The 26,269-nt window shown below is 41.8% G+C and carries 24 protein-coding genes and 1 tRNA gene; 8 read left to right on the top strand and 17 right to left on the bottom strand.

The window, feature by feature from the left end:
• Positions 1-5: 5 nt before the first annotated feature.
• From MTTB_RS03190 to MTTB_RS03165, 6 genes are all read right to left on the bottom strand, one after another.
• On the bottom strand, positions 6-653 hold the full coding sequence (locus MTTB_RS03190) for a thymidylate synthase (RefSeq protein ID WP_248565067.1): 648 nt from the start codon (positions 651-653) through the stop codon (positions 6-8).
• Positions 628-1,557, bottom strand: a complete 930-nt coding sequence (locus MTTB_RS03185; protein WP_345894021.1) for a methionine synthase — start codon at positions 1,555-1,557, stop codon at positions 628-630. The genes MTTB_RS03190 and MTTB_RS03185 overlap by 26 nt, the downstream gene beginning before the upstream one ends.
• Before the next feature lie 25 nt (positions 1,558-1,582).
• A complete protein-coding gene (locus MTTB_RS03180; RefSeq protein WP_248565066.1) occupies positions 1,583-1,888 on the bottom strand; it encodes a DUF1894 domain-containing protein in 306 nt (101 codons plus the stop codon).
• A 1-nt stretch (position 1,889) separates the two neighbouring features.
• Positions 1,890-2,351 carry a DUF1890 domain-containing protein gene (locus MTTB_RS03175; protein ID WP_248565065.1) on the bottom strand — a complete coding sequence of 154 codons (462 nt, stop codon included), beginning with the start codon at positions 2,349-2,351 and terminating at the stop codon, positions 1,890-1,892.
• 3 nt (positions 2,352-2,354) lie between these two features.
• Positions 2,355-3,434 carry a hypothetical protein gene (locus MTTB_RS03170; RefSeq protein ID WP_248565064.1) on the bottom strand — a complete coding sequence of 360 codons (1,080 nt, stop codon included), beginning with the start codon at positions 3,432-3,434 and terminating at the stop codon, positions 2,355-2,357.
• Positions 3,435-3,723: 289 nt separating this feature from the next.
• Complete coding sequence (locus MTTB_RS03165; protein WP_248565063.1) at positions 3,724-4,203, bottom strand: GNAT family N-acetyltransferase; 480 nt, start codon at positions 4,201-4,203, stop codon at positions 3,724-3,726.
• Positions 4,204-4,290: 87 nt separating this feature from the next.
• On the opposite strand from MTTB_RS03165, the gene MTTB_RS03160 reads away from it, so the two are divergent.
• Positions 4,291-4,364: transfer RNA gene (locus MTTB_RS03160), tRNA-Ala, on the top strand.
• Here the strand turns inward: MTTB_RS03160 and MTTB_RS03155 are convergent.
• The 3 genes from MTTB_RS03155 to hypA are packed head-to-tail and all read right to left on the bottom strand — an operon-like array spanning position 4,365 to position 6,436.
• Positions 4,365-5,393 carry a DUF354 domain-containing protein gene (locus MTTB_RS03155; protein WP_248565062.1) on the bottom strand — a complete coding sequence of 343 codons (1,029 nt, stop codon included), beginning with the start codon at positions 5,391-5,393 and terminating at the stop codon, positions 4,365-4,367.
• Between the two features lie 22 nt (positions 5,394-5,415).
• Positions 5,416-6,063 (bottom strand): hydrogenase nickel incorporation protein HypB, encoded by a 648-nt coding sequence (gene hypB, locus MTTB_RS03150; protein ID WP_248565061.1) that lies wholly within the window; start codon positions 6,061-6,063, stop codon positions 5,416-5,418.
• A gap of 1 nt (position 6,064) precedes the next feature.
• Positions 6,065-6,436, bottom strand: coding sequence for a hydrogenase maturation nickel metallochaperone HypA (hypA, locus tag MTTB_RS03145; RefSeq protein WP_248565060.1), 372 nt, complete (start codon positions 6,434-6,436; stop codon positions 6,065-6,067).
• 111 nt (positions 6,437-6,547) lie between these two features.
• On the opposite strand from hypA, the gene MTTB_RS03140 reads away from it, so the two are divergent.
• A complete protein-coding gene (locus MTTB_RS03140) occupies positions 6,548-7,411 on the top strand; it encodes a ribose-phosphate diphosphokinase (RefSeq protein ID WP_248565059.1) in 864 nt (287 codons plus the stop codon).
• Here MTTB_RS03140 and lonB read toward each other — a convergent pair.
• Entirely contained in the window at positions 7,408-9,300 is a 1,893-nt protein-coding gene (gene lonB, locus MTTB_RS03135) for an ATP-dependent protease LonB (RefSeq protein ID WP_248565058.1), read from the bottom strand. The genes MTTB_RS03140 and lonB overlap by 4 nt on opposite strands.
• 103 nt (positions 9,301-9,403) lie before the next feature.
• Positions 9,404-10,159 carry a PAS domain-containing protein gene (locus MTTB_RS03130; RefSeq protein WP_248565057.1) on the bottom strand — a complete coding sequence of 252 codons (756 nt, stop codon included), beginning with the start codon at positions 10,157-10,159 and terminating at the stop codon, positions 9,404-9,406.
• 75 nt (positions 10,160-10,234) lie between these two features.
• Between MTTB_RS03130 and cobQ the strand changes: the two genes are divergently transcribed.
• Positions 10,235-11,755: a cobyric acid synthase CobQ gene (gene cobQ / locus MTTB_RS03125; protein WP_248565056.1), complete on the top strand. Its 1,521-nt coding sequence runs from the start codon at positions 10,235-10,237 to the stop codon at positions 11,753-11,755.
• Here the strand turns inward: cobQ and MTTB_RS03120 are convergent.
• Complete coding sequence (locus MTTB_RS03120) at positions 11,744-13,117, bottom strand: DASS family sodium-coupled anion symporter (protein WP_248565055.1); 1,374 nt, start codon at positions 13,115-13,117, stop codon at positions 11,744-11,746. The two genes, cobQ and MTTB_RS03120, sit on opposite strands and share 12 nt — an antisense overlap.
• 85 nt (positions 13,118-13,202) lie before the next feature.
• Here MTTB_RS03120 and MTTB_RS03115 point away from each other — a divergent pair, with 85 nt between their 5' ends.
• Together MTTB_RS03115 and MTTB_RS08435 are read left to right on the top strand one after the other, a co-directional pair.
• Positions 13,203-14,225, top strand: coding sequence for a DNA-methyltransferase (locus MTTB_RS03115; protein WP_248565054.1), 1,023 nt, complete (start codon positions 13,203-13,205; stop codon positions 14,223-14,225).
• Between the two features lie 248 nt (positions 14,226-14,473).
• Positions 14,474-14,674 (top strand): helix-turn-helix domain-containing protein, encoded by a 201-nt coding sequence (locus MTTB_RS08435; protein WP_428343370.1) that lies wholly within the window; start codon positions 14,474-14,476, stop codon positions 14,672-14,674.
• Between the two features lie 200 nt (positions 14,675-14,874).
• Here the strand turns inward: MTTB_RS08435 and MTTB_RS03110 are convergent, their stop codons facing one another.
• Positions 14,875-15,147, bottom strand: coding sequence for an ATP cone domain-containing protein (locus MTTB_RS03110; protein ID WP_248565053.1), 273 nt, complete (start codon positions 15,145-15,147; stop codon positions 14,875-14,877).
• Between the two features lie 419 nt (positions 15,148-15,566).
• Here MTTB_RS03110 and pheT point away from each other — a divergent pair, with 419 nt between their 5' ends.
• Positions 15,567-17,210: a phenylalanine--tRNA ligase subunit beta gene (pheT, locus tag MTTB_RS03105; protein ID WP_248565052.1), complete on the top strand. Its 1,644-nt coding sequence runs from the start codon at positions 15,567-15,569 to the stop codon at positions 17,208-17,210.
• A gap of 11 nt (positions 17,211-17,221) precedes the next feature.
• Here the strand turns inward: pheT and MTTB_RS03100 are convergent, their stop codons facing one another.
• The 3 genes from MTTB_RS03100 to uvrC are packed head-to-tail and all read right to left on the bottom strand — an operon-like array spanning position 17,222 to position 20,542.
• Positions 17,222-17,641 (bottom strand): secondary thiamine-phosphate synthase enzyme YjbQ, encoded by a 420-nt coding sequence (locus tag MTTB_RS03100; RefSeq protein ID WP_345894014.1) that lies wholly within the window; start codon positions 17,639-17,641, stop codon positions 17,222-17,224.
• Between the two features lie 13 nt (positions 17,642-17,654).
• Positions 17,655-18,779 (bottom strand): DUF362 domain-containing protein, encoded by a 1,125-nt coding sequence (locus MTTB_RS03095; protein ID WP_248565257.1) that lies wholly within the window; start codon positions 18,777-18,779, stop codon positions 17,655-17,657.
• A gap of 20 nt (positions 18,780-18,799) precedes the next feature.
• The gene (gene uvrC, locus MTTB_RS03090) at positions 18,800-20,542 is read right to left on the bottom strand and encodes an excinuclease ABC subunit UvrC (RefSeq protein ID WP_248565051.1); all 1,743 of its coding nucleotides are present in this window, start codon (positions 20,540-20,542) and stop codon (positions 18,800-18,802) included.
• A 102-nt stretch (positions 20,543-20,644) separates the two neighbouring features.
• On the opposite strand from uvrC, the gene uvrB reads away from it, so the two are divergent.
• Both uvrB and uvrA read left to right on the top strand, forming a co-directional pair.
• Complete coding sequence (uvrB, locus tag MTTB_RS03085; RefSeq protein WP_248565050.1) at positions 20,645-22,597, top strand: excinuclease ABC subunit UvrB; 1,953 nt, start codon at positions 20,645-20,647, stop codon at positions 22,595-22,597.
• Between the two features lie 3 nt (positions 22,598-22,600).
• Positions 22,601-25,477 (top strand): excinuclease ABC subunit UvrA, encoded by a 2,877-nt coding sequence (uvrA, locus tag MTTB_RS03080; protein ID WP_248565049.1) that lies wholly within the window; start codon positions 22,601-22,603, stop codon positions 25,475-25,477.
• Here uvrA and MTTB_RS03075 read toward each other — a convergent pair.
• On the bottom strand, positions 25,474-26,214 hold the full coding sequence (locus tag MTTB_RS03075) for a heparan-alpha-glucosaminide N-acetyltransferase (RefSeq protein ID WP_248565048.1): 741 nt from the start codon (positions 26,212-26,214) through the stop codon (positions 25,474-25,476). The two genes, uvrA and MTTB_RS03075, sit on opposite strands and share 4 nt — an antisense overlap.
• Positions 26,215-26,269 lie beyond the last annotated feature (55 nt).

Here is a 26,269-nt window from a genome sequence, read left to right as displayed (position 1 = left end):
TTTTATCACCTCATCATTTTTTTGGCTTCTTCGAAGTTAACCTCGTATATGTGGGCGCTTATACTGTGGATTGTTATGGGGCCCACTTTTGTCCCTGTTTTTTCTGCAACATATTTTGCAAGGTGTGCTAGGCCTACTGCATTGGGGAACCATGCTCCGTAGATGTCATGGGACCTCCAGACACCTGTTGTGTAGAGTTTGTTGCCTCTGATTTTGAAGTCTATTAGTATCATGCATGGTACTTCATCTTCTTTTGTGTCGACTTGGGGGTCCCATGTTATCATTGTGGCCCTTCGCGTCTTTTTGAAGTTTTTTAAACGCTTTATGGCCTCTTCTACTTGGTCGACTTTGAAGTGGCTTCTTAGTCTGTTTCCGTAGGTGTAGATGAATCCTTTTTTGTCTGGTTTGAGGAATTGGTTTGCATACTCTTTGAGTTTTTCACCACTCCAGAAGTACCCTTTTGGGGTTTCTATTTCCTCGTTTATGTGGTAGAAGTTTGGTCTGAATGGTCTCTGGATTTCTACTATTGCGTTGAGGATCTCTAACGTCCTTGTGCCTCTTTCGTCTTTTATTGGTTTGCCTTCTTTGAGTATTTTTTTGATTAGTTTTTGCCATCCGTCTTTGATTTCATTGGCTGTTATCTTGTAGGGCATTAGCCGCCTCCACCATGTTTTTGAGTTTGGAGAATGCCACGTTCCTTGGGAGTTTTCTCATCCCACAGTCTGGGTCTATGATGATTTTTTCTTCTCCGATTACTTTTATACCTTTTTTGATGAGGTTTTTTATTTCTTTTATAGTTTCTATTTTTTGGCTTTTTGTGTCGATGCATCCGAATCCTATTTTTTTGTCTTTTAGTTCGGCGTCCTTGATGATTTCTAGGTTTTTTGGGTTTCCTGCGAATTCACAATCTATTATCTCCACGTTGAATTTTAGAAGGTCTTCGAAGACTTCTCTTATATCTCCACAAGCGTGTAGGGCTACTGGGACGCTTATAACATCTGATATCCTTTTAACTGCTTTTTTGGCTGTTTTGATGTTGACGGTGCCGGTGGATAGGAATGGTTCGTCTATTTGTATCATTGAAGCTCCGGCTTCTTCAAGGTATGATGCTTCTCTTTTTAGGGCTTCTGCCATGTCCATTATGGCCTTTTCTTTATTTTCATAGAAGCCTTCGATCCTGGAGGAGTGGACTAGTGTGGTGGGGCCTGTGATTATACCCTTGATCTTTTGTCCGCCTCCGAGTTTTTTTATGATTCTCTGTGAAAATTTGAGGTCTTGGGCGCCTATGGGGTTCTGGGGTGGTAGTATGCGGGATATTATCTTTGATGTGCCATTTTCAACTTTCATTCCTGGGATTTTTGATGCGAAGATGCTTATCATGTCCCCGCGTACTTGTCCGTCGGAGATTATATCTATACCTGCTTTTATCTGGTCTTTAACTGCTATTTTAATTGCATGTTTGTAGGGGTCATAGGATCCTATTATGTTGAGTAGTTTTTCTCTCCAGTTTCTTGGTTTGGATGGTTGGCTTGGGTAACTTCCAACTACTGTGGTTATAATAATAGTGCACCCCCTATTGGGGTTATTTTATCGCAACCTTTTTTATCTTCTCTATTTCCCCCTCGTTTACTGGTATTTCGACTACGGCCGTCCCATAACAGGGTTTGGTATAGGGTATCATGATTGTTTTCTTTTCTTTGTTGATGCCAATGGGTATTGGGGGTATGCCTATGAGTCTTGCTCCGAGGATTTTTTCACCAGCCTTCACATATAGGACCTTCGCGGCTTTTTCCTTGATCAGCTTTGCACATTCTCTGTAACCTGCCCTTGAAATATGAATTTTATAATCTTCTGATTGCTGTAGGTAAGTTTCAAGACAAAATGACATTTTAATCCTCCAGTTCCTCTAGGAGTTTATCTATGCGCACTTTCAATGGGTTTGGGTTGTGATGAGCCCTTACGGATACTATATGAGAGTCTGTGTTCTCTTTAACCTCCTTTTCAAGTGTATCTATAATTTCAGCATCTCTTCCAAATATTATCGCTATGGATGGAACCTCTAGTATACTTTTGAATGTTATGAAATATGTTAGGGCGGCGTCGTTGTGTATAAAACCGAATAAAAGATCGTATTCGGCCTTTGAGAGACTATCGATGGTGGAGTCAAGATCTGAAGTTTTATCTAGGTATGCTCTGGCGGGGTCTGCCACTTCAAGCAATCTTAGAGCGGCTGGGTTAGCGGTTACAGTCACCCTATAATCTTTCTCGCGGAGTTTATATGAAAGGTATAAGGTTATTGGCGCTTGTATAGGAGATTCGGGACAGCCTAAGAGTATTAAAACTTTCTTCATCAATTACACTTCCTTTATTTTAACTATATGGGCTAGTATCAATGAACTTAGGAATATGAAGGTTAAAAGTGCTGTTCCATTTATACTCCGATTAACTATGAAAAGGCCTATAATAGCCTGGGATATGAATGCTGTCAGGGAACCTATAAGTAGGGCCTCCCTTCCAAGATAACTTTTTAATCCTTCTTCCCTCTTAGACCTGTACATTCGAAGCAGTTTGAAACCTAGTATTATGATACCGATACACCAGACCAGGAAAAAGAATAATGTAAGGTATCCGAAGTCATAAGCCCAACCAAATATCCCTGGGAGCATGTAATCTATTACATCCTTCTTGCTTACTAGTACACCATAGAATATTGGTAATGGCAATCCAAAGAATAATATTAGGGATATTGGCAGTGAAATGTATCCATCTGCGAAACCCTTGGATGCATCCCCCCAGTAGGATGATGATGGATCGTGCCCGATAAGATAAGTGTTCTTAAGCACCATCTTTATGCTTGGGATGGCATTCTCTTCTATCCTTATTATCCTAAGATATGGGCTTAAAATGGGCATTTGAAGGACCCTCGAAATTAATTCAATGGAGCTGAATGCTCCTATAACTATTAGGATGAATAAGATAATCCTTTTAAGTGTGAAGACTGATTCTCTCCGGAAGGATTTTGAGATTATGATCAGGCCTATGAATAATCCAAGAAGCCATAAAAGGAGGAAGGATCGGTGCATCAGCCCCCCGAATATTGTTATACCTGCTATGAGAATGTATAGGAATCCTCTTAAACCTCTGACATCAACACCCGCGTCCTCCATCATGTTTATAGCTGCCAGTGCAGTTATCATCGTCATAAGGGCCAAGGGCCCGAAGGGGTGGGTATACTCTTGTTGTCCAAATGATGTGAAAAGGGATATTATATCTACTCCGAACATTACATTGAAGATAACACCGAGAAGGAGGCAAAGGAAAAGTAAAAAGCCTAGTGAAATAGGGGCGAGATTAAATAGGAATATCATACCGGCATACAATATTATCGCTATTTCTATTATCAGTTGAAGATGGTTTTGAGGGATTAATTGCAATCTACTCTCCCCCTGTAACTTTAATCCCCATATAGATTAACCTTACATAAATAATTTTATCTCATTCTCCAAGAAAACCCCCATACAATGGGGAGATGACAAGAGCCGTAGACTTAAATACAGCCTCTGAAAATTGTTCCTTGGAGCGTGTCCCCAGCCCCGGTTTTGAATGTCCCTGTAAACATACCTCTAGTATCTTAAGATATGGGAGTGGTCTCTCAATATGTAATGTGGGGGAAGAATAAAATTTTTCCTAAGCGCTGGGGGCCTCATCTGATAGGTGGGGGATTCACTTCAGAGATTTTTCAAAGAGGACCATGTCTTCCCTTTCACCATTATAGTCCTTGAAAACATTCACATCCCCAATTTTTCTAGTTTGGGGGCCCTTGTAGTCCTTAAATCCGTGTTTCCTGTAAAATGATATCGCCTTTTTGTTTATTGGTTTTGTTATAAGGGATATTCTCCTGATATTCTTCTTTTTAACTGTTTCTATAAATTCTCCTAGGAGTTTGGATGCTATGCCCTCGCCCCTATATCTTGGATGAACACATAAAAGGTGTATATAGGCCTCTTTTGGGTTGTCTTGTGATATGAATCCTAGGAGGAATCCTATTATCCTCTGGTTTTTTTCTGCTACAAATGATGTGCTTGAGAAAAATTTCGTGAATAAATGATATATAGAGTTTCTCTCTGTGGCCATGGGCTTACATTTCTGTGCGAGTTCCGCTATCCTAGTGAAATCCCTTTCCTTAACGTTTCTAATATTCAAAATATACCACCTATCGTGTGTGGGGGGGTTAAATTTAAATAATATAATAGTCTGATTAATAGTCTGATAATACTCTTAGGATATGGGGGGCTGGTAGCTCAGGTTGGTAGAGCGTCGCCTTGGCATGGCGGAGGCCCCGGGTTCAAATCCCGGCCAGTCCACTAACTCTTATTAGCTGCATTGTAAATATTTTCGATTATTATTTTAAATAGGTTATCTGTTTTTATTTTTGGCGGTTTTTTATCATCTAATAGTAATCTTAGGGCTAGTTTTACTATTTCATCCACGTCAGTTGATCTGTGCATGAGGCCGTTCTCTATGTAGAATTTGTCTACTGCTAATGGTTTGCCTGGGTAACATGATATAACTGGGGTCCCTAATAGTGCAGCTTCACGGTTCATGGTGCCCCCGGCTCCTATCATGAGATCGCATTTTTTCATTAGGCTGAAGGTGTCTACTGGTGGTTTGAGGATTGTCACGTTCTCGTATCCCTTGAATAGTTCGGCTTGTTCTTTGAATCTTGGTATGACGAGTATGTTGGCATGGTCTTTTAGTATTTCAACTATGGGTGTGAGGACTGATTTGTGGCAATCAGCGTCCAGGTATGATGCCAGGGCGGGTTCTGGCCGCATTAGGATGGTTTTTTCTTTTTTCAGTTCCAGTTTAAGGTCTTGGAATATTTTATCATTGTATTTGAAATTTTGGAAGTGTAGGATTTCTGATGTGCCCTTGTAGCGTATTATGGAGTTTGGGTCTGCGCCTGTTTTTATAACATCCCAGATGTTTATTACCTTTGGCATTATTATCCTTTCACATAATGGTAGTGTGAGTTTGTTAGCGGCTAGTGCATGTTCATTATCGAGTATGTAGACACTGGGGATTTTGAGGCCGAAGGTCACCCTTGGAAGTTCTATTGAATGCTTTGACACTCCAACATCCGGTTTCTCTTCTATTATCAACTTTGAAAGCTTGTAGGCTCTTTCTGTGCTCTCTTTTAGTTTTTCGGCTAGTGAGACTCCGTGTTTGCCTATTGATATGAAATCGAATCCGAATAATTTCATTAATTTGTGTATGTCCCCGAATTTGCGCGTGGTTATAATGACATTTTCCCCTTCTCCTTGTAGGTATTCTATGATATTCTTGAAAAATCTTACATGGGGTGCGTTTGTTATGTCGATCCATACTTTCACGTGATCACCAAATTGGGGGGGGTTACATGGCCTCTAGGATGGCTTCTATAATCTCTTCGATGCCTTCATCATTTTTTAGGCTAGTTTTTATGACCTTTACGTGGGGGTTGATCCTTGATACGTCTTCCACCATTTTGTCAATGTCTGCGCCAACTGCATCTGCAAGGTCTACCTTGTTTATTATTACAAGATCTGCCTCTTTGAAGATTAGTGGGTGTTTTTGGACGGTGTCGTCGCCTTCTGTGGCGCTTATGATAACTATCCTCATATGTGAACCAAGATCAAAATCAACTGGACATATGAGATTTCCCACATTTTCTATGAACAGTAGGTCTATTTTATCGAGTGGGAGATCCTCGAGACCGTGTTCTACTAGGTGAGCGTCGAGGTGGCATTCTTTTCCAGTGTTAAGGCCCACTACTGGTATGTTGTATCGTTTAACTCTTTCAGCGTCAAATTTGCTTATAATGTCACCTGCTATAACGCCTATTGAATAATCCATCTTTTCTATGAGCTTTTCTATGAGTGTGGTTTTGCCTGAGCCCACAGCCCCGAGGAAGTCTATTGCGAAGACCCCTGCCTTGTCAAGTAGTCTCTGATTACGTTTTGCAAGTTTTTTGTTAGCTATCAGTATATCATTCTGTATTTCCACCTCTGCAATTTTGTGCATGTTATTCCTCCTTTTCAATTTTTATGTTCTTGATGTTGCATTCTCTCCCATCAATTATCTTAAACTCGCCCCCACCACAGGATGGACATGAAATTATCGGATTATAATGGTCCAGTTCATCATTAGAGGTTATCCTACCATTATATCCGCAGGGGCATTCTATCCTGGCGGGTATTATTTCAATGTTAAATTTCGCACCCTCTAGTATAGTGTCTTCACTTAAAACTTCTAATATGAATTTTATCTGCTCTGGGTTAAGGAGTGTTAACTCTCCAATTTCAATTGTAACCTCTAATACTTCTATGGCGTTGTTCTTCTCAGCGGCGTCAATAACTGTTTTTATAATGGCATCAGCCATTGAAAGTTCATGCAAAGGGTTCACACCTCTCAGAGTCTAATATGAGTAGGGATTTATATTATCTATGAGGGGAGTTAATATAAAGTCTATGTGAATATTAAAATATTCTTTGCAAGGGTGATCATCTTGATAATAGGGGGTTCCGCATCTCAAAATTTGGCCGCGAAGGTTGCTAATCTACTAAACGATCAATTGTGTCCAATAGAAACACATAAGTTCCCTGATGGTGAGAGATACGTTAGGATAAAGGGTGAAATCCCCGATGAGGTTGTTGTCATCCAATCAACAGGGTATCCCCAGGATGAAAATTTCATGGAATTATTTTTAATAATAAAAAATCTTAAGGATATCGGCGCGGATAAAGTGAAGGCCGTGATACCATACCTTGGGTATTCAAGACAGGACAAAAAGTTTAAACCTGGCGAGGCTGTCTCTGTGAAGATAATAGCAGAACTATTGGAAGCTGCGGGTGCTGATGAAGTATTCTCCGTCAATTTACATGAGCATGATATAATCAATTTTTTCAATATTCCAGTTTATGAGCTTTCAGCTATACCACTCCTTGCAGAACATTTATCCGTGGGGGTTGATGATCCTATCATAATCGCACCTGATAAAGGCGCCCTGGATCATGCGAGGAGTATGGCTAGGATAATAGGCTGTGAATATGATTATATGGAAAAGGTGCGCATCTCACCCGAGAGGGTGGAGACACGCCTCAAAAATTTTGATGTAGAGGGTAGAAGTGTTATAATAGTTGATGATATTATCAGCACGGGGGGTACCATCGTCAATGCTTCTAGGATACTCCACACTCAAGGTCCTAAGGAGGTCAAGGTAGCCTGTGTACATCCTGTGCTCGTTGGCGACGCCCTCCTGAGGATATTCTCAACGGGTGTGGATGAGGTTATAGCCACTGACACTATAAAATCAGAGGTCAGCATCGTATCAGTGGCCCCGCTTATAGCAGAAGCTCTAAAAGGGGATTAGTGGGTTGTGGGGTTCTTTATTATACCCTTTGGCATGATATCGCTTATCCTTTGCATCTTCTCTATTAGACTCTCCTTACCCTTACCAATGAGCGCATGTTCAAGAACATCCCCTAGGCTTTTCACTGGTATTATCTCTATTTTACCCTCATATTTCTTTTCGATCATCACGTCATCCATGTTAGCCTTGGGGATTAAGACTTTCTTTATTCCTGCTTCTGCTGCGGCTTCTATCTTGCCTGTGACGCCACCAACCGGTAGTACATCACCTCTTATGCTTAGTGATCCTGTAAGGGCCACTGACTGGTCTACTGGTATCTCTTCGAGGGCTGATATTACTGCTGTCGCGACTGATACGCTTGCACTGTCACCTTCCACGCCTTCATAGGCTTGTAGGAATTGTATGTGTATGTCATAGTTGGAGATGTCTGTTCCGGTGTATTTTTTGATGAGTGCACTTACGTTCTGGACGGCTTCCTTGGCTATATCACCTAGTTTACCTGTTGCTATGATTCTACCTTCCTCTTTGCTCTGTGCGGGGGCTGCCTCGGCTGCTATGGGTAAGATTATACCACTACGATCTCCTATGATTGCAAGACCGTTCACTCTACCGACTTCACTCCCATGGGATTTGAATACGCTATATTTTTTCTTTTGGGTGATGTATCTGTCCGCTATCTGTTGTTCGAGGGTCCTTGCGAGTTTCTTCGCCTTTAGTACGTGTTTTTTGGATACGAGTTCCGCGCCTTCACTCTTTGCAATGTCACCAGCCGCCCTTACGAGGCCTCCAAGATCCCTTAATCTTAATGTTAGTGAATCTTTCTTACCTGCTCTTCGCTGGGCTTCCCTTATGATCTCTTTTATGGCGTCCTTGTTGAAGTGTGGTATACGCCCATCCTTTTCCACTTCTTGGGCCACGAATTGTACAAGTTTTTGTCTGTTCTCTGGGGTGTCTGGCATGGTGTCTTTCATGTAAACCTCGTATCCATAGCCTCTTATCCTTGAGCGTAGTGCTGGGTGCATTCCCTCGAGCACGTGTAGGTTACCTGAGGCTACAAGTACGAAGTCGCATGGTACTGCCTGTGATCTTACCATGGCCCCGCTGCTGGTTTCGCTTTGTCCTGTGATTGAATATTTTTTGTCTTGCATTGCTGTTAGGAGTTCTTGTTGTGTTTTCATCTTCATTGTACCTATTTCATCGATGTATAGCACTCCTTTGTGGGCTTTGTGTATCATCCCTGCTTCTACTCTTTCATGTGCTGGGGTTCCGAGGCCTCCTGATTGGTATGGGTCGTGTCTTACGTCGCCTAGTAGTGCGCCTGCGTGTGCTCCTGTTGCGTCGACGAATGGTGCTGTTTTTTTCCCTTCGTTGTTTATTAATAGTTTTGGTACCATTATTGTCTTCTGTGGTCTCATTTGTTGTAGTGCTAGGAATATTATCCCTGCTGCTATTATGGCTGCGAGGAATTGTTTGAGCATGAACCCCATGAGGAGTATGAAGCTTATTATAGCGATCATGAAGAGGTTTTTCTTTTCTTCTTGGGCTCTTGCCCTGTTTTTGTGGCTCATCACGATCCTTTTACCTTCACCGGCTGGTACTGTGCTGATTATGGGATTGTTTGGGTCGTCGAGGTTGGGGTATACTAGTATATCCTGGAGTTGTTCCCTTGGTAGTAGTTCTGCCATTGCCTTTGCGAGCATTGATTTCCCGACGCCTGGTTCTCCGATGAGTAGTACGTTACGGCGTTGCTCAGCAGCCTTCTTTATCGTCTCAACCGCTTCTTCCTGGCCTATTATTTGATCTATTAATCTTTTGGGTACTGGTATGTCCTTTGAAGTTTCATATGAGAATGATTCTTTCATGTTAGCCTTTTTAACCTCGCTTGTCATTTTTATCCAGATTCCTCCCCTATTTTGAGATTAAAAAAATAATCACTATGATACTAAGATGTTTTTCATAGGTTAAATATTTTTCTAACATTTATTTATTTTATTATTTTTTTATCTCAGCTATAAGTTTAAGTGCGTTCTGTATGAATTTTTCAACTATCCTACGATACTTCTCCTCGCTGGCCCTTAATTCTTCCTCCATCTTCTTCCTCTCGGTGATATCCCTAATAATAGATGTAACATAGTTTTCCCCATTGAAAGTCCATGGGGTTAATGACATTTCAACTGATATGATACTTCCATCAGCCCTTCGACTCCTAGTTTCGAATATTCTACCTGCGAGGGGATGTTCACCCTCCTTCTTGAACTTATCCATCATCTCCTTAAAGTCTTCATGAAACTCTGGTGGTATTATAAGGGTAAGTTCATGGCCTATGATCTCATCACGCTCATAACCGAATATCCTATAGAATGAGGGGTTCGCCTCGAAAATCCTACCATCCTCATCTACTATGAGTATGGCGTCAGCTGTGGACTCAAAGACGGATTTAAACCCCTCTAGCAGTTTTTCGCTTGGTTTCATTGATAGGAATGATCTCCCATCCTCAAGGGGTACGCATGTCATGAGTACTGGTATAATTGAACCATTAACTTTGAGACTTATATGAAGATCCCCAACGAATTCGCCTGGGAGCCTAATATCCATGTCCCCAAGACTAAGCTCTTTTAACCTGTCTTCTGGCAAGCCGATTAATTTTATGAATTCCCTATTATATTCTTCTATGATAGAATCTTTCACTATGAGATTAGCACTTTTAGAATATTTGAAGAAGATATCTTCATGGTTGGAAGGTTCCATGAAATCAACCTCACTACTTTTTTATCTTAAGTATTGGATATATATACGTAACAGTCACTGGGGGATAGTCATCATATGGGTGCAAAATGTATAATGATCCAGGGAACATCATCAAGTGCTGGTAAAAGCGTGATGGTAGCTGCACTTTGCAGGATATTCGCAAAGAAAGGCTACAGTGTTGCCCCATTCAAATCACAGAACATGTCACTCAACTCCTACACGACAAATGAGAACAGGGAGATAGCAATGGCACAGGTTCTACAAGCAGAGGCTGCCGGTGTTGAACCATCACATCACATGAACCCTATACTATTAAAACCCAAGGAAGATTTCATATCACATGTTATAATCCATGGAAAACCAGCCGGGGACATGAACTTTTATGATTACCAGAGAAAACTCCGAAAAAGAGCCTTGAAAGCTATAAAGGAGTCACTGGACAATCTAAGGGAAAAATATGATCTTATAATCATCGAAGGCGCGGGTTCCCCAGCCGAGATCAACATGCGCCAATACGACCTGGCGAACATGGAAATAGCACATCTAGCAGATGCGGATGTGATACTAGTAGCCGACATAGACAAAGGGGGTGTATTCGCATCAATCGCAGGCACGTTCATGCTATTAGACAAGAAAGACAGGGAAAGGATAAAAGGAGTGATCATAAACAAATTCCGAGGAAACCTAGACATCCTAATGCCAGGGATCAGAGAGATAGAAAAAATAACCAAAGTCCCAGTACTCGGAGTCATACCCTACGATGAAAACCTCAAGCTCCCAGAAGAAGACTCAGCCTCACTATCAGAGAGAAAATACAAAAACAAGGGGAAAATAAGAATAGGAGTCCTACGATTGCCAAGAATATCCAACTTCACAGACATAGACCCCCTAGAATATGAAAAGGACATCTCAATAAAATTTATAGAAGCAGAGGACACCCTCCATGGATTAGACGCCATAATAATACCCGGGACCAGGAACACGATCAACGACCTCCTATTCCTAAAAGAAAATGGATTCCACGATGAAATAAGCGACCTCAAAGATGAAAGCCTAATATTCGGGATATGTGGCGGATTCCAAATGTTAGGCAAAAAAATAATAGATGAAGCCCGCAGAGAATCACAACATGGGAGCATAGAAGGCTTGGGACTGCTAGACTGCAAAACAGAATTCACAGGAGCCCCTAAGATAATAACACAAAGCCAAGGGAAAATAATAGGCCAGGGAATATTCCAAGGATTGAAGGGGGTCCAGGTCAAAGGCTATGAACTCCATGAAGGCACAACAATCCTAGGAGATTCCAGGCCACTCATACTATTGAAAAGGGGTTGCGGTAACATGCCAGGAAAAAAATTGGATGGGGCGGTTGAAGGGAACATCGCAGGAACATATCTACATGGCATATTCCACAACCTAAAATTCCGCAGATACTTCACGAACATACTCCGGGAAAGAAAAGGCCTAGAAAAAATACCCTACGATATAGACGAATTCAAAAATAATACAAGATTTTCCCTTGACAGACTAGCAGAGACAGTGGAAAAAAACATCAACCTAGAATTCATAGAAAAACTAATAGAATCAGACCCCTAGAAAGGGTCTTGCTATAGTGAAAAGCACGATTATCGTCACGATTATCCCCAGGATAATAAGTGGAATTCCACTCTTGGGAATATCTCTTAGTTTTACAAAACCGGTTCCATGGGCCATGGCCACTGTAGGATCTGCTGTGGGTAACATGAAGGAGAGTGAACATGCTATTGCAACGGGTACAGCATAAATGCCAACAGGTAAATGTTGCGTATGGGCGAGTGTAACGGATAAGGGCACGAGTATAGCTGACAAGGCTATATTAGACATGACCTGTGTTATGGTAACGGCCAAGACCATGAGGACAAGTGTTATGAGTAGTGGGGATGGGGATCCTAAGGCCACTATTATATCCTTTATAAGCCACTTAGCGGCTCCAGTATTTAAAAGGGCGGAGCCGAGTGAAAGAGCACCGCCAAAGAATATTATAAGCCCCCAGTCGATGTTCTTCTGCGCTTCTCTCCATTTTATCACACCCGTGAAGATGAAGAGCACACCAGCTATCAGCGCCACGGAGTAACTATCTATGCCGGTCCAACCAGCTGTAACCCAAAGTACTATTGCAAAGGATAATATTAGGAGTGTTATCTTTTCATCACGTTTCATTGGTCCGAGTAGGTCGAGTTTATCGTCTATGGTCTTGTTCTTGGCGCTATGGACTTCAGGTGGGAAGATTCGCAATAGAATCTTCCAGATTATTAACATGAGTATTATTGAGAGTGGAAAGCCAAATATCATCCAATTCAAGAATGGTATCTTTGTGTAGGCTGCTGCCATAAGGTTGGGGGCTGTTCCTATTTCTGTTGCAAGTCCACCCGCCAAGGAACCGAATGATGCTCCGAGGACCATGCTCTTGGCGAAGTTGCTTTCACCATCCTTGGCATTTTCACAGCCCATTAACTCTGTTATCTCTTTTATAACTGGGAGCAGCATTGCAAATGCCACAACATTCTCGATCCAAGCCGATAATAGGCCGGTTGAGAATATGCTTACAAATAACGTCCGTTTAGGGGAAATTCCAAGCTTTGAGAGGAGCGTGTAGGTTAATCTGAGTGCGAGTCCGCTCTCTCTTATCGCATCCGCCATTATAAACCCGCCTATTATGAGAAATATTATGGGATTTGCGAATCCTATAACCGCATCTTCAAAGCTTTGGATACCCATTAGTGGCTGTATAAATAGTATGATCATGGAAGTTACAGCTAATGGTACAACCTCACTAACCCACATGAGGATGGCGAAAACTAGTAATGACAAAGCTGCATGGCCAGAATATCCAATGCCAGGTAATGGGATGAGATAGACTGTTAATGCCAATAATATACTTATCAAAAGATAAAGATGGTTCTTTTTATCCGCCACCATGGACACCAACTTTTAAATGCTATCCTTTTTTATATATAAAGGTTTCCATAACAATCCTATGATAGGATTCCTTGGAGAATAGGGGATGAAAACCTCCCATAGGATAATTTTTAAAAATTCGAAGGATATGGATGAAATCCCCGCAGGGACTGTGAACCTCATACTTACGTCACCACCATATCCAATGATAGAAATGTGGGATAGCCTATTCTCATCATTTAATCCTCGGATAGGCGAAGCCCTCGAAGACGGGGATGGTATGAGAGCATATAATCTCATGCACGAAGAATTAGATAGAGTCTGGGATGAAATAGATAGGGTAACAAGCCCTGGTGGGATTGTCTGCATCAACATAGGAGACGCCACGCGGAAAATAGGAGATTCCTTCCAAGTTTACGCAAACCATTCCCGTATAATAAAATATTTCGAAGAGAAGGGTTACAATATTTTACCATTTATTATCTGGAGGAAAGAGACAAACAAGCCGACAAAGTTCATGGGCTCCGGGATGCTACCACCAAACGCTTATGTCACACACGAACATGAATACATATTAATATTCCGAAAGAATGGCCCCCGCCAATTCAAAACAAAGGAAGAACATGATAGAAGGAGGAAAAGCGCATACTTCTGGGAAGAGAGAAACGAATGGTTCTCTGATATATGGACTGATTTAAAGGGGACACCCCAAAGATTAGAGAATATAAAAAGGAAAACTGGAGCATATCCTCTAAGACTAGCATATAGGCTGATAAACATGTATTCGATCCAGGGAGACACCGTCCTGGATCCCTTTTTGGGTACTGGGACAACTATGATAGCTGCAATGTGCACAGCCCGCAATTCAATAGGATATGAGATTAACACCAAATTTAAGAGTATAATAGAAGCCCGGATAAAAAAGGTTAAAAGATTATCAAGGAAGCTCGTCATGGAACGCCTAAAAAAACATGCCAATCTGATCAAAAGGAAAAATACTACATATAGGTCAAAATATTATGGCTTTAACGTCATGACAAAACAGGAAGAAAATATATTATTCCATATAATAAAGGAAATCGGAAAAGAGGATGAAAACAGATTCAAAGTAACCTACGAACAGTTCTGAGTAAACTACAGCCTCTTGGGGGGTTTCCTGTTTCAATGATGAGGATCTCCTGATACTCTGTAGAGGGGGTTTTCTCATAGCTTGGAGGACTGTCCCAGCCCCCGTATACTTGTAACATTCCCCCCTATAGTTTATATTTTCCTCCCCCGAGGGGGCCTTCCCGTTGATAACTTTAACTTTCTCGGCGGGAACCCCCAGGGGATGAAAGCCAAAAAAACATTTATAGTGATACATGGGTTGCATGCGATATGCTCTCCAGTATCACTATATTTATGTGTGGAGGGAGCGAGGAAGTGCTCGGCTACAAGTTTCGTCTTTACCCGTCTAAAACCATTGAAGCTAAACTACTCCAGGATCTCGACCTTTGCAGGTGGCTCTACAACCGCCCACCCCAAGAACAATGCAAAAACAGAAGACCGAGAACTAACCTTATGATACGCAAAAACTGATAATCAAGGTAAAGAATGGGGAGAACCCTGAACTTAAAAAAGTCTACAGGAAAGTCTTGCAAATGGTAAACCGTTGACTCTGGAGTAATATCAGAATCCTTTCTAGGTTGAAGAGGAATGGTAAAAAGGTGGGAAGATTAGGCTACAAAGAAAAAATGGTACAAGACCATGAATTCGTGAAAACAGCATTGAATGGGGGTCTATGATTTGTATTTCTTCTCAAATCTCCTCCAAGACCTTGCAATGTATGGTTCACATTTATCAAGTTCCGTGAGAAGACACATTCTTATAGTATCTGTCTTTATCTCCTCTTTACCCTCCAATTTCTTGGTTACACTCTCATATATCTTGTCTATTATCTCCTTTTTCTCCTCAAGACTATAACCTGCATCAATGGTGGCCTTTTCAAGAGCTGCTCTGATCTTTGAAGGCTTATATGGCTCCAGTCTCCCTCTTCTCTTTATAACTCTCATCAATTTTCACCATCCACATGAAGCAATCTGGGGGTTTTCCCGGCATTTAGGCGGAGTTATAAGATTTCAACCCCCCGCCAGTTTGGGGGGTCTCTTGGACCCCCCCAATATTCGGTTATCCGGTGAAGTACCCTCTGGTTATGTATGGGGGCTTCTTGTTTTATAAAAGTTTCCAACCATCCCCCTAGACGCTCCCAGTTCCCTCTCATCTTCGAAAGGGGGATTCGGTAGCAACGGAAGGTAAACTTAACATGTTTTTCCTTATCGTATCCCCTTTAAAAGGGCAGGTTTTACAAGCCCTGGAGGAGATAGACATTCTAAATTTTTCCCACTATGATCCAAGGATGGGTGGTCTGTTGAGTAATTTTTATATTTTATGTTACTATATTAGGTTCATAGAAATTTCATGGTGTTCTATAATGCCAGTTATAACAGTTGAATATGAGGACTTGAAAGAACTAGGAGTGGATATAAGCAGGGACAAGCTTATTAAGATTCTCCCTATGATGGGTAGCGACATTGAAGAATTTGATGAGAAAAGTGTAAAGGTGGAATTTTTCCCTAACAGGCCAGATCTGCTTTCAGTGGAAGGTGTTGCAAGGAGCCTTAAAGGTTTCATAGGCCTTGAGAAGGGCTTGGCATCCTACAAGGTTAAGAACTCTGGGATGAGAGTCTATGTGGACAAGAGCGTGACAGAGATAAGACCCCATATTGGGATGGGTGTTGTTAAAAATGTTAATTTTAATGATAAAAAGTTAAAGCAGGTTATGGAGTTCCAAGAGGATCTACATTGGGTTATAGGGAGAGACCGGAAGAAAGTGGCCATTGGCATACATAACCTTGATGTGGTGAAAGCTCCATTCACTTACAAGGCCGTTAAACCAGATGAGGTAAGGTTCACCCCACTTGACTGTGACCATGAAATGACACCTGCACAAATACTCAGAGAACATCCAAAAGGCGTGGAATACGCCCACCTTTTGGAAAGATTTGATCGTTATCCCCTCATCGTTGACAAGGACGGGAACGTTCTTTCAATGCCGCCTATAATTAACGGAGAACTTACAAAACTCACAGATGAGACTAGGAATATCCTCATAGACGTCACGGGGACTGATGAGCGCGCTGTCATGCAAACATTGAATATAATCTGCACGTCCTTCGCAGAATCCAATGGTAAAATAGAAAGCCTCAAGATAATCCGCCCAGAAAAAGAACTCGAAACACCGGATCTAACAGCCAAAACAAAAAAATTGAAGGTTTCAAATGTTACAAGGATAATAGGAATAAAACTCGAACCAAGAACCATTGTAGATCTCCTAGGGAAGGCTAGGATGGACGCGGAAGTCATATCTGATGATGAAATCGAGGTTAAAATCCCAGCCTATAGAATTGATATACTCCATGAAGTCGACATCATCGAAAACGTTGCGATACAATACTGTTTCAATAATATTGAACCTGAGATCCCGGCAATCCCGACCATAGGAGAAGAGGATCCATGGCATGTCATTGACAACCTTATAAGGGAGATTATGATAGGCCTTGGCTTCCAAGAGATAATGAGTTTAATGTTAACCAATGAAGAAAGTCATTACAGGAAAATGAGACTCGAAGAAGATGAAAGAGTACAGGTGGCCCAGCCAATATCCACTGACAGGACAATGATACGAAAAAGCCTACTTAATGGCTTGTTAGAATTCCTTGAGGCTAACAGGCACGAGGACATGCCGCAGAAGATATTTGAGGTGGGTGAGGTAGTATACCTTGACAGGAGCCAGGAGACGAACACCCGCCTCGTTAAGAAGCTTGCAGGTGCTATAATACATTCAAATGCCAATTTCACGGAGATAAAATCCACAGTAGCGGCTATAATAGAAAATCTTGGATACAAATTCCGAATAGAAGCCTTGGATCATCCATCTTTTATAAAAGGCAGATGCGCAAAATTAAAGGATAATGGGTTAACAGGATTTTTCGGGGAATTACACCCTGAGGTTATAACCAACTTCAGATTAGAGTATCCTGTTGTCGCCTTTGAGATAACCTTCCCAGCCAGATAAGATCTTTGGGGTTATCTGCCGATTACCGTGACCCTGACTCTGCGCCTTCTTGGTCCATCAAATTCAACAAAGAATATGCTCTGCCATGTTCCAAGATCTAGTGAACCGCTGATGAGTGGTATGCTCTGACTTCCACCTACTATCATCGCCCTTAAATGGGAATCTGCATTATTGTCAATGGCATTATGCCCATATGATCCGCCCATAGGGATCAATCTCTCAATAACCTTCTCAAAGTCTCCGAGGAGTCTTGATTCGTTCTCGTTTATGAAAATGGCTGAAGTTGTGTGTCTTGTGAATACATTCACGATGCCGTCGCTGATATTTGAAGATTTCACAATATCTCTCACCTTCTGGGTTATGTTCACGAGCTCCATCCTCTTTGAAGTTTTTATGTTTATTTCATCTGAAAACACTTCCAATATGATCAAACCCCCTATTTTTTTATCCTTTGTTGGATAAGCGTGAAGTCAACTTGTAAAGGAAACTTTTCTCATGGTAAAATGCATGATGGGGGCAGAGTTCCATGCAGCATAGGCAATTTACACACTTTTCATAATTAAATACTGGGGATGAGATGCCATTTTTAAGGGCGCCGGTGGGGCATGCCTCTACACATACTCCACAATTTTTGCAATGCCTATCATCGATGGCTGGCCTCGACCACCAGAACCTCAGAAGTGTCTTGGCCAGGCTTGAAGGTAAAAATTCGAGTGCGTGATAAATATTGGAGGGCCATTTGAAATCTTCTATTAGTGGTGGTTCGTCTCCTACAATTTGGATGTTAGCTAATCCTTTGCCAAGACCCCTTTCTATCGCGATCCTATTGGATGGGATCATATAGGGGTCCATTCCAAGGATTTGGGGGATGTAGAGATCTAATGCTACTGTATCTTCTGATGCTAGTATGATTCCGAGTTTTCTTGGATTGCCCCCGGTGGGGCCGTTGCCTTCCATTCCAATTATACCATCTACTATTGTCAGGTTTGGTTGTGTGAGTTCATATATGTCAACTATTCTTTCGCTGAATTCTGATGGGCTTGGGTATCTTCTATGGTAGTCTGTTTTTCTGGCTCCTGGGATGGCTCCGTACATGTTTTTTATGGCGCATGTTAATATTGTTAGGTTGTGGGTTTTTATCTTTGGGAGGTTCACGATGAAATCGCATTCGAGTATGGGCTTTGCTATGGGATATTCTTCTGATTTGAACTTTTTGATGTATGATCCTGTTGATTCAAAGTTTAGTAGTTTGATTCCCAGTTTTTTGCTTATGGTTTTCATCCCAGTTTTTTCCCATAGGTTCTTTAGGTTGGTGTAGGGGCTTCCTGGACTGTCCCCTATCATGACTTCAACGTTTTTTTCGATTAGTATCCTTGCTGTGGCTTCTACAATTGTTGGATGTGTTGTTATCCCCTTATCTGGTGATGCGCTCATTAGGAGGTTTGGTTTGAGGAGTACTTGGTCGCCTTTTTCTAGGTCTTTAAATCCGTTTATATTGTTGATACATTCTTTGACGGCCCATTGAACTTTTGGGGGATTATATGATGTGCATTTTTTCACTGCTATCATTGATTTCAATTATCTCCCCCCTAGTGGGGTTTGTGGAAGTGTTTGTGGATCTTCTCCGCCAGCTTCCTGTTTATCCCCTCTACTTGGCTTAGCTCTTCTATACTAGCACTTCTAACAGCCTCCACGCCCTTGAAGTGCCTTAGCAGACTTATCTTCCTCTTGGGTCCTATCCCTTTTATTTTATCGAGTTGAGAGGCTCTAAATTTTTTATTTCTGAGTTTTCGATGGTATTCGATGGCGAACCTGTGAGCTTCATCTCTGACATGTTGTATGAGGTGTAGGATTTTCGAATCTTTGGGTAGTTTTATCGGATTCGCGGAATAGGGTGTGTATATTTTTTCATCCTTTTTAGCGATCCCTATGATTGGTATTTTAACATTTAATGATTCAAGGACTCTTAAGGTTGAATTTAATTGTCCTCGGCCACCATCCACTATTATAAGGTCGGCTTTTGCCTCATCCTTTGAATATCTTTTTTTGATGATTTCGCGGATCATGGCATAATCATCGGGTCCGCTTGCATGTATTTTGTATCGTCTGTAAAGGCCCTTTGCAGGTTTTCCATCTATGAATGTTACCATGGACCCTACTGGGGCCTCCCCACTAATATTTGAAATATCGTAGCCTTCTATCCTCTTGGGGTGGTTTGGGAGTTTAAGTTGTCTTTTCAGTTCGGATAGGATCTTATGGGTTTCTGTTTTCTCCTTTGAAAGTGCTTGGATGCTTTTAACCGCAGCCTTTAAGAGTTTTAGGTCTGATCCCCCATTTGGTTTTCTTATTTTAACTTTAACTCCTCTTAGGTTGGATAACCATTCTTCTAATAATCTTCTCTTGTTTATATCATATTCTGTGATTATTTCTTCTGGTATTTGGTGTGGTGTTGAATAGTATTGTTGGATGAAGGCTGACAATATCCTCTCAGGTTTTTCTTCGCTGATATTATCCATGGTAAAATCGTCTTTGCCTATAATTTTCCCATCTGTGATGTGTAGTATCATGATGATGGCTTTATTATTGAATCTACAAGTTATAATATCTTTGTCTATCCCCCGGGTGAATTTGGTGTGTTCTTTTCCCATGAAATCTTCTAGTGATATTATCTGGTCTCTTATTGTCGCGGCTTTTTCGAATTCTAGGTTTGATGCTGCATTTTCCATTTCATCTTCTAATTCCTCTAGGATGTGCTTGTATTGTCCTTGGAAGAAGAGTTCCACTTTTCTGATCATCTGCATATATTCATCCTTTGAAACATTACCGGTACATGGGCTATGGCATAGGTTTATCTGGTTGTTGAGGCATGGCCCGTCCATTCTTTTACAGTCTCGGATCTTGAATACGGATTTTAGGAATTTGATCATCTTCTTGGCGGCGTATGTGTTGGTGAATGGTCCAAGGTAGGCTCCGTCAGATGTTATTCTTCTCGTTATTGTTATCCTTGGATATTCTTCATTGGTAATTTTAAGGTAAGGGTATCTTTTATCATCCTTAAGGTGGATGTTATATGGTGGCTTATATTTTTTGATAAGGTTGCTCTCGAGTATCAGGGCCTCCTTTTCGGTGTCTGTTAGGATATACTCTATATGGTCTATGTGTTTTCTCATTGTTTTTATTTTTGGATTATCTGTAGGCTGGAAATATGATCTAACACGTTTCCTCAGGGATATTGACTTCCCAATATAGAGTATGTTACCTTTAGTATCCTTTAGGATGTAAACTCCTATCTTATCTGGAAGATCCTCAACCCTTTTAACGGCCGCTGACAATTATAATCCCCTCTGAATTTGAAAACCAACTCCCCATAGTATTATATATGATACTGTGAATATACTTTTTTTAGTATATTTTCGGGTTTTTGTCAGTGATTGATGATGAAATTCAGATTAGAATCAGATTTCAAGCCCGGGGGAGATCAGCCCAAGGCTATCAGGGCATTAGTTGATGGGATAAATGAGGGTTTAAGGGAACAGACGCTCCTTGGGGTCACGGGCTCTGGTAAAACATTCACTATAGCAAATGTTATAGAGGAGGTTCAAAGGCCAACCCTTGTTATTTCCCATAATAAGACCTTGGCCGCCCAATTATATGAGGAGTTTAGGGAGTTTTTCCCGGATAATGCTGTGGAATATTTTGTAAGCTATTATGATTATTATCAGCCAGAGGCTTACATCCCCCAAACAGACACCTACATAGACAAGGAGACTTCAATAAACGAGGAGATAGATTTGATGAGACATTCCACGACGCAGTCCCTCCTTACGAGGGATGATGTTATCGTGGTCTCCAGTGTCTCCTGCATTTATGGTATAGGGGCTCCATGGGATTATGGGGAATCTGCACTTTCTCTCCAGGTTGGAGCCTACATGGATAGGGAGGAGGTCCTGTCAGAGCTTGTGCACATGCAATATGAGAGGAATGATATAGAATTTGACAGGGGACAGTTCAGGGTCCGGGGGGATATATTGGAGGTTAACCCTGTCCATGGAATGCCTCCAATACGCATAGAATTCTTTGGAGATGAAATAGATTCAATATCATTCATACACCCCACTAGGGGTGAGAGGATAAAAAACCTAGATAAGATAGTCATATTCCCGGCCAAACATTTCATAATATCAGAGGATCGTATGGAAAAAGCTATAGAATCCATAGAAGAGGAACTTAAAGAAAGGCTGGGGGAGCTGAGGGACCGGGGAAAACTTTTAGAAGCCCAGAGGCTCGAACAGCGCACGAGGTTTGACATTGAAATGTTAGAGGAGATGGGCTATTGTCCAGGTATTGAGAATTATTCCCTACACCTTAGCGGGCGTGACTGGGGTGAGAAACCCTATACACTACTCGATTATTTCCCAGATGATTTTCTAACAGTTATAGACGAGTCACATGTCACAATACCACAAATAAGGGGAATGTATAGGGGTGACAGATCACGTAAAGAAACACTCATTGAATATGGTTTCAGATTACCCTCAGCACTGGAAAACCGCCCACTAAAATTCGAGGAATTCCAGGAGAGCATAAACCAGGTAATATACGTTTCAGCCACCCCCGGGGCATATGAGCTTTCAAAGAGTCAAAGGGTTGTTGAACAGATAATAAGACCCACAGGACTCGTAGACCCTAAGGTTATAGTAAGACCAGTCCAGGGACAAGTTGATAACCTCCTCGAGGAGATAAACCATCGCATTAAAAGAGGTGAACGCGTCCTTGTAACCACACTTACAAAGAGGATGGCTGAAGACCTCACAGACTACTATTCAAAAATGGGTGTCAAGGTAAGATACCTCCACTCTGAGATAGACACTCTTGAAAGGGTTGATATCATCAACGACCTCCGCATGGGAGAATTCCATTGCCTCATCGGAGTCAACCTATTAAGGGAAGGATTAGACCTGCCGGAAGTTTCCCTAGTAGCTGTCCTAGACGCTGACAAGGAAGGCTTCCTAAGATCTGAAACATCTTTAATACAAACAATTGGCAGGGCAGCCCGCCATGTCAGGGGCGAAGTCATACTCTATGCTGATAAACTCACAGACTCGGTAAGGGCCGCGGTTGAAACCACCAACAGGAGGAGGGAAATGCAACTTGAATATAACAAGAAACATGGCATAACCCCAAAGGGTGCTAAGAGGAGCCTTAAAGCCAAGAAGGAGAAGATAAAGGTGGAAGATCTTATGGAACTTCCGGAGGATGAGCTGAAACTTATAATAAGAGACCTTGAAGAGGAGATGAAAGAGGCCGCATCAAACCTAGAATTTGAAAAAGCAGCCGCAATAAGGGACCAGATACTGGCCCTTAAAGGAGATAATATGAAGGGGTAAAAGATGGCAGATAGTATCATGATTAAGGGTGCCAGGGAGCATAACCTCCAAAATATAAACCTCAAACTCCCAAGGGACAAATTTATTGTCATAACAGGGATAAGCGGATCAGGGAAATCATCACTCGCATTCGACACCATATACGCAGAAGGGCAGCGAAGATACGTTGAATCTCTATCAGCTTATGCAAGGCAATTCCTGGGCCAGATGAAAAAGCCAGACGTGGACTACATTGAGGGCTTATCCCCTGCAATATCTATAGACCAGAAAGCAACCAAGATGAACCCAAGATCCACGGTGGGGACAATAACAGAAATATACGATTATCTTAGGTTACTTTTTGCACGTATAGGTAAACCACACTGTTACATCTGCGGGAAGAAGATTTCACAACAAACCTCCACCCAGATAGTTAACAGGATATTAGAAGAAGAGGGTGCGAGAGTCTACATCCTAGCTCCAATCATAAAGGACAGGAAAGGAGAACATAAAAAAGTCTTGGAAAAACTCAAAAAGGACGGTTATGGGAGGATCCGAGTAGACGGTGAAATACACAGCCTGGAGGAAGACTTAGACCTTGAAAAGAACCGTAAGCATACAATAGAGGTTGTGGTGGACAGGCTAATAATACGCTCAAATACAAACTTCAGAAAAAGACTAGCAGATTCCATTGAAACAAGCCTGGAATTGGGTGAAGGCACCCTCACGATCCTATACCCTGACAGGGCCGAGGAAAAGGTTTTCAGCGAACACTTCGCATGCACAGACTGTGGGGTAAACTTCGAAGAGATCAGTCCTAGGATGTTTTCATTCAACAGTCCACATAGAGCCTGCCCAGAATGTAACGGCCTCGGAAGCAAACTCGAGATAGACCCTGACCTTGTAGTCCCAAAACCAGAACTTTCATTAAACCAGGGAGCCATCATACCATGGAGCAAATCCCTCAAAAAGGAAAACTATTATTATCAGATGCTCGAGGCGGTGGCCAAAGATTATGGCTTCAGCATGGACACACCATTCAAAGACCTCAACCCAGAATATCAGAACATTATATTATACGGATCCGATGATAGGATACAATTCGTATTCAAGAGAAAGAATAGGAAATATCGCGTCAATAGAAGATTTGAAGGTGTTATCCCCCGCCTGGAGAGAATATACCTAGAGACCAGATCCAATTACATGAGAAGATACATTGGAGGATTCATGGGCAACAGACCCTGCCCTGCATGTGGTGGTAGCAGACTCCGCCCAGAGAGTCTTGCAGTAACCATCAATGGGAAATCAATCCACGAAATAACTGAAATGTCAATTAAAGACGCCTTGGAATTTTTCAAAAAACTTAAACTAACACCCAGGGAAGAACAGATTGCCAAGGACGTTCTAAGGGAGATAAAAGAACGTTTAAAGTTCCTAGTAGATGTGGGATTAGAATATTTGACATTAAGCAGGTCATCGGGGACCCTCGCAGGTGGGGAGGCCCAGAGGATCAGACTTGCCACACAGATAGGTTCAAGGCTCGTGGGAGTGCTCTACATCCTGGATGAGCCGACCATAGGCCTCCACCAAAGGGACAACATTAGATTAATCAACACCCTCAAAAAACTCAGAGACCTCGGGAACACCCTAATAGTAGTTGAACACGACCCTGAAACCATACTATCCGCTGATTATATCGTTGATATCGGTCCTGGGGCGGGTGAACATGGAGGGCGGATAGTAGCAACAGGAACGCCAGGGGATATAATAGAAAACAAGGATTCTCTGACAGGAGCATACCTATCAGGCCGAAAAACAATACCAACACCCCCGAAAAGGAGACCTAAAAGCAAATACATCACCATAAAGGGGGCTAGTGAAAACAATTTGAAAAATATCGACGTTAAAATACCATTAGGGGTATTCACATGTGTTACGGGGGTTTCAGGTTCTGGTAAGAGCACCCTAGTAAATGAGATCCTCTACAAGGGCCTCTATCAGAGACTGAACAACAAGCACATGAACCCTGGTAAACACAAGGACATAGAGGGTGTACATTACCTAGACAAGGTTGTTATAATAGACCAGTCCCCTATTGGACGCACACCCCGTTCTAATCCCGCAACATATACTGGAGTATTCACACATATAAGAGAACTCTTCGCCCAGACACCCGAGGCGAAAAAAAGGGGATACAAGCCGGGCAGGTTCAGTTTCAACGTTAAGGGTGGTAGATGCGAGGCCTGTAACGGTGATGGTATCATAAAAATAGAAATGCATTTCCTAGCAGATGTTTACATCCCATGTGAAGTGTGTAAAGGTAAAAGATACAATGAAGAAACGTTACAAATCAGATACAAGGGCAAGAATATTGCCGAGATACTTGAAATGACCGTGGAGGAAGCATTAGATTTCTTCCATAACATACCATCAGTCAAGAATAAACTCCAAACATTGTATGATGTTGGCCTAGGTTATATAAAATTGGGGCAACCTGCAACAACATTATCTGGTGGTGAAGCCCAGAGGGTTAAACTTGCAAGGGAACTAAGCAAGAGAAGCACTGGCAAGACACTCTATATCCTGGATGAGCCCACAACAGGCTTACACTTCGATGATATAAAAAAGCTTCTAGACGTGTTAAACCGTCTTGTAGATGCCGGGAATACTGTGGTGGTCATAGAACATAACCTCGATGTTATTAAGATGGCGGATCATATAATAGATCTCGGCCCCGAGGGTGGTGAAGAGGGTGGTAGGATAGTTGCGGAGGGGACGCCCGAAGAGGTTGCTGAATCTGGAACATACACTGGAATGTTCCTAAAAAGGGTGATAGAATCTTCAAAGGCCCCATTTGAGGCAAAGGTCTTTGGATTTGACAAGGTCAAAAATGGCGGCTAATATACTAGGAGGAGAAAGCCTAGGATAATGGGCTGATGGATGAAATATATGAATAGAGAATGTCTCCCAAGTAATACTAGAGATTTTATGATTCTACTCCTTGAAAGATCCTTTATAGGGAATCTTCTTTTATAGTCTCTGTATAGTTTCCCAGCAGCGTATATTCCAAGTGATACCACTCCCATCCAGGGTAGGATTGGGAAATAGTCGAGGCTATAGAAATCTCTTGGGATTATACCAAGCCAGAACAGGTAACCAACATCAAACCTTTGATTTAATAGAAAAATGCCAATGACTATGAATAAGAGGCCAACTAAAAGGTTTAACCTTTCATAGCGTAAGAGGGGATATCCGAGTATTATGGCAACCCCTATAAAATGTAAAACCCCGAATATGATATATCCACTACCAATCAGCAGCCAGGTTACAATTGTGATAACAAAAGCATATAATAGTATCCTCAATCCTCTTCTAACATACTTGAAAAGTAATCTTCCATGGTATCCTATTAGGACTGTCCGCATATAACTGAGCTTAAGGGATGCCCCAACAAGGAATATGAAAATGAAGGCTGTTAACCTCCCAAAAAACCATAAAGGCCCTCCTTGGATGTTAAATGATACAATCCCTAGATAGTTCAAGTCGAATAACAAGTGGAATGTTATCATCATTAAAACTGCAATTCCCCGGAGCATGTCCACTTCCCAGAATCTCTGATCCAGTCCTCGAATCGACATTATGAACTACCTTCTAGGATAATATTGATTCTGATCAAAAATTTTATATATTATA

It is taken from the genome of Methanothermobacter tenebrarum, from assembly GCF_023167465.1.
Taxonomy (GTDB): Archaea; Methanobacteriota; Methanobacteria; order Methanobacteriales; family DSM-23052; genus Methanothermobacter_A; species Methanothermobacter_A tenebrarum.
This window is presented reverse-complemented; position numbering and strand designations above follow the sequence as displayed.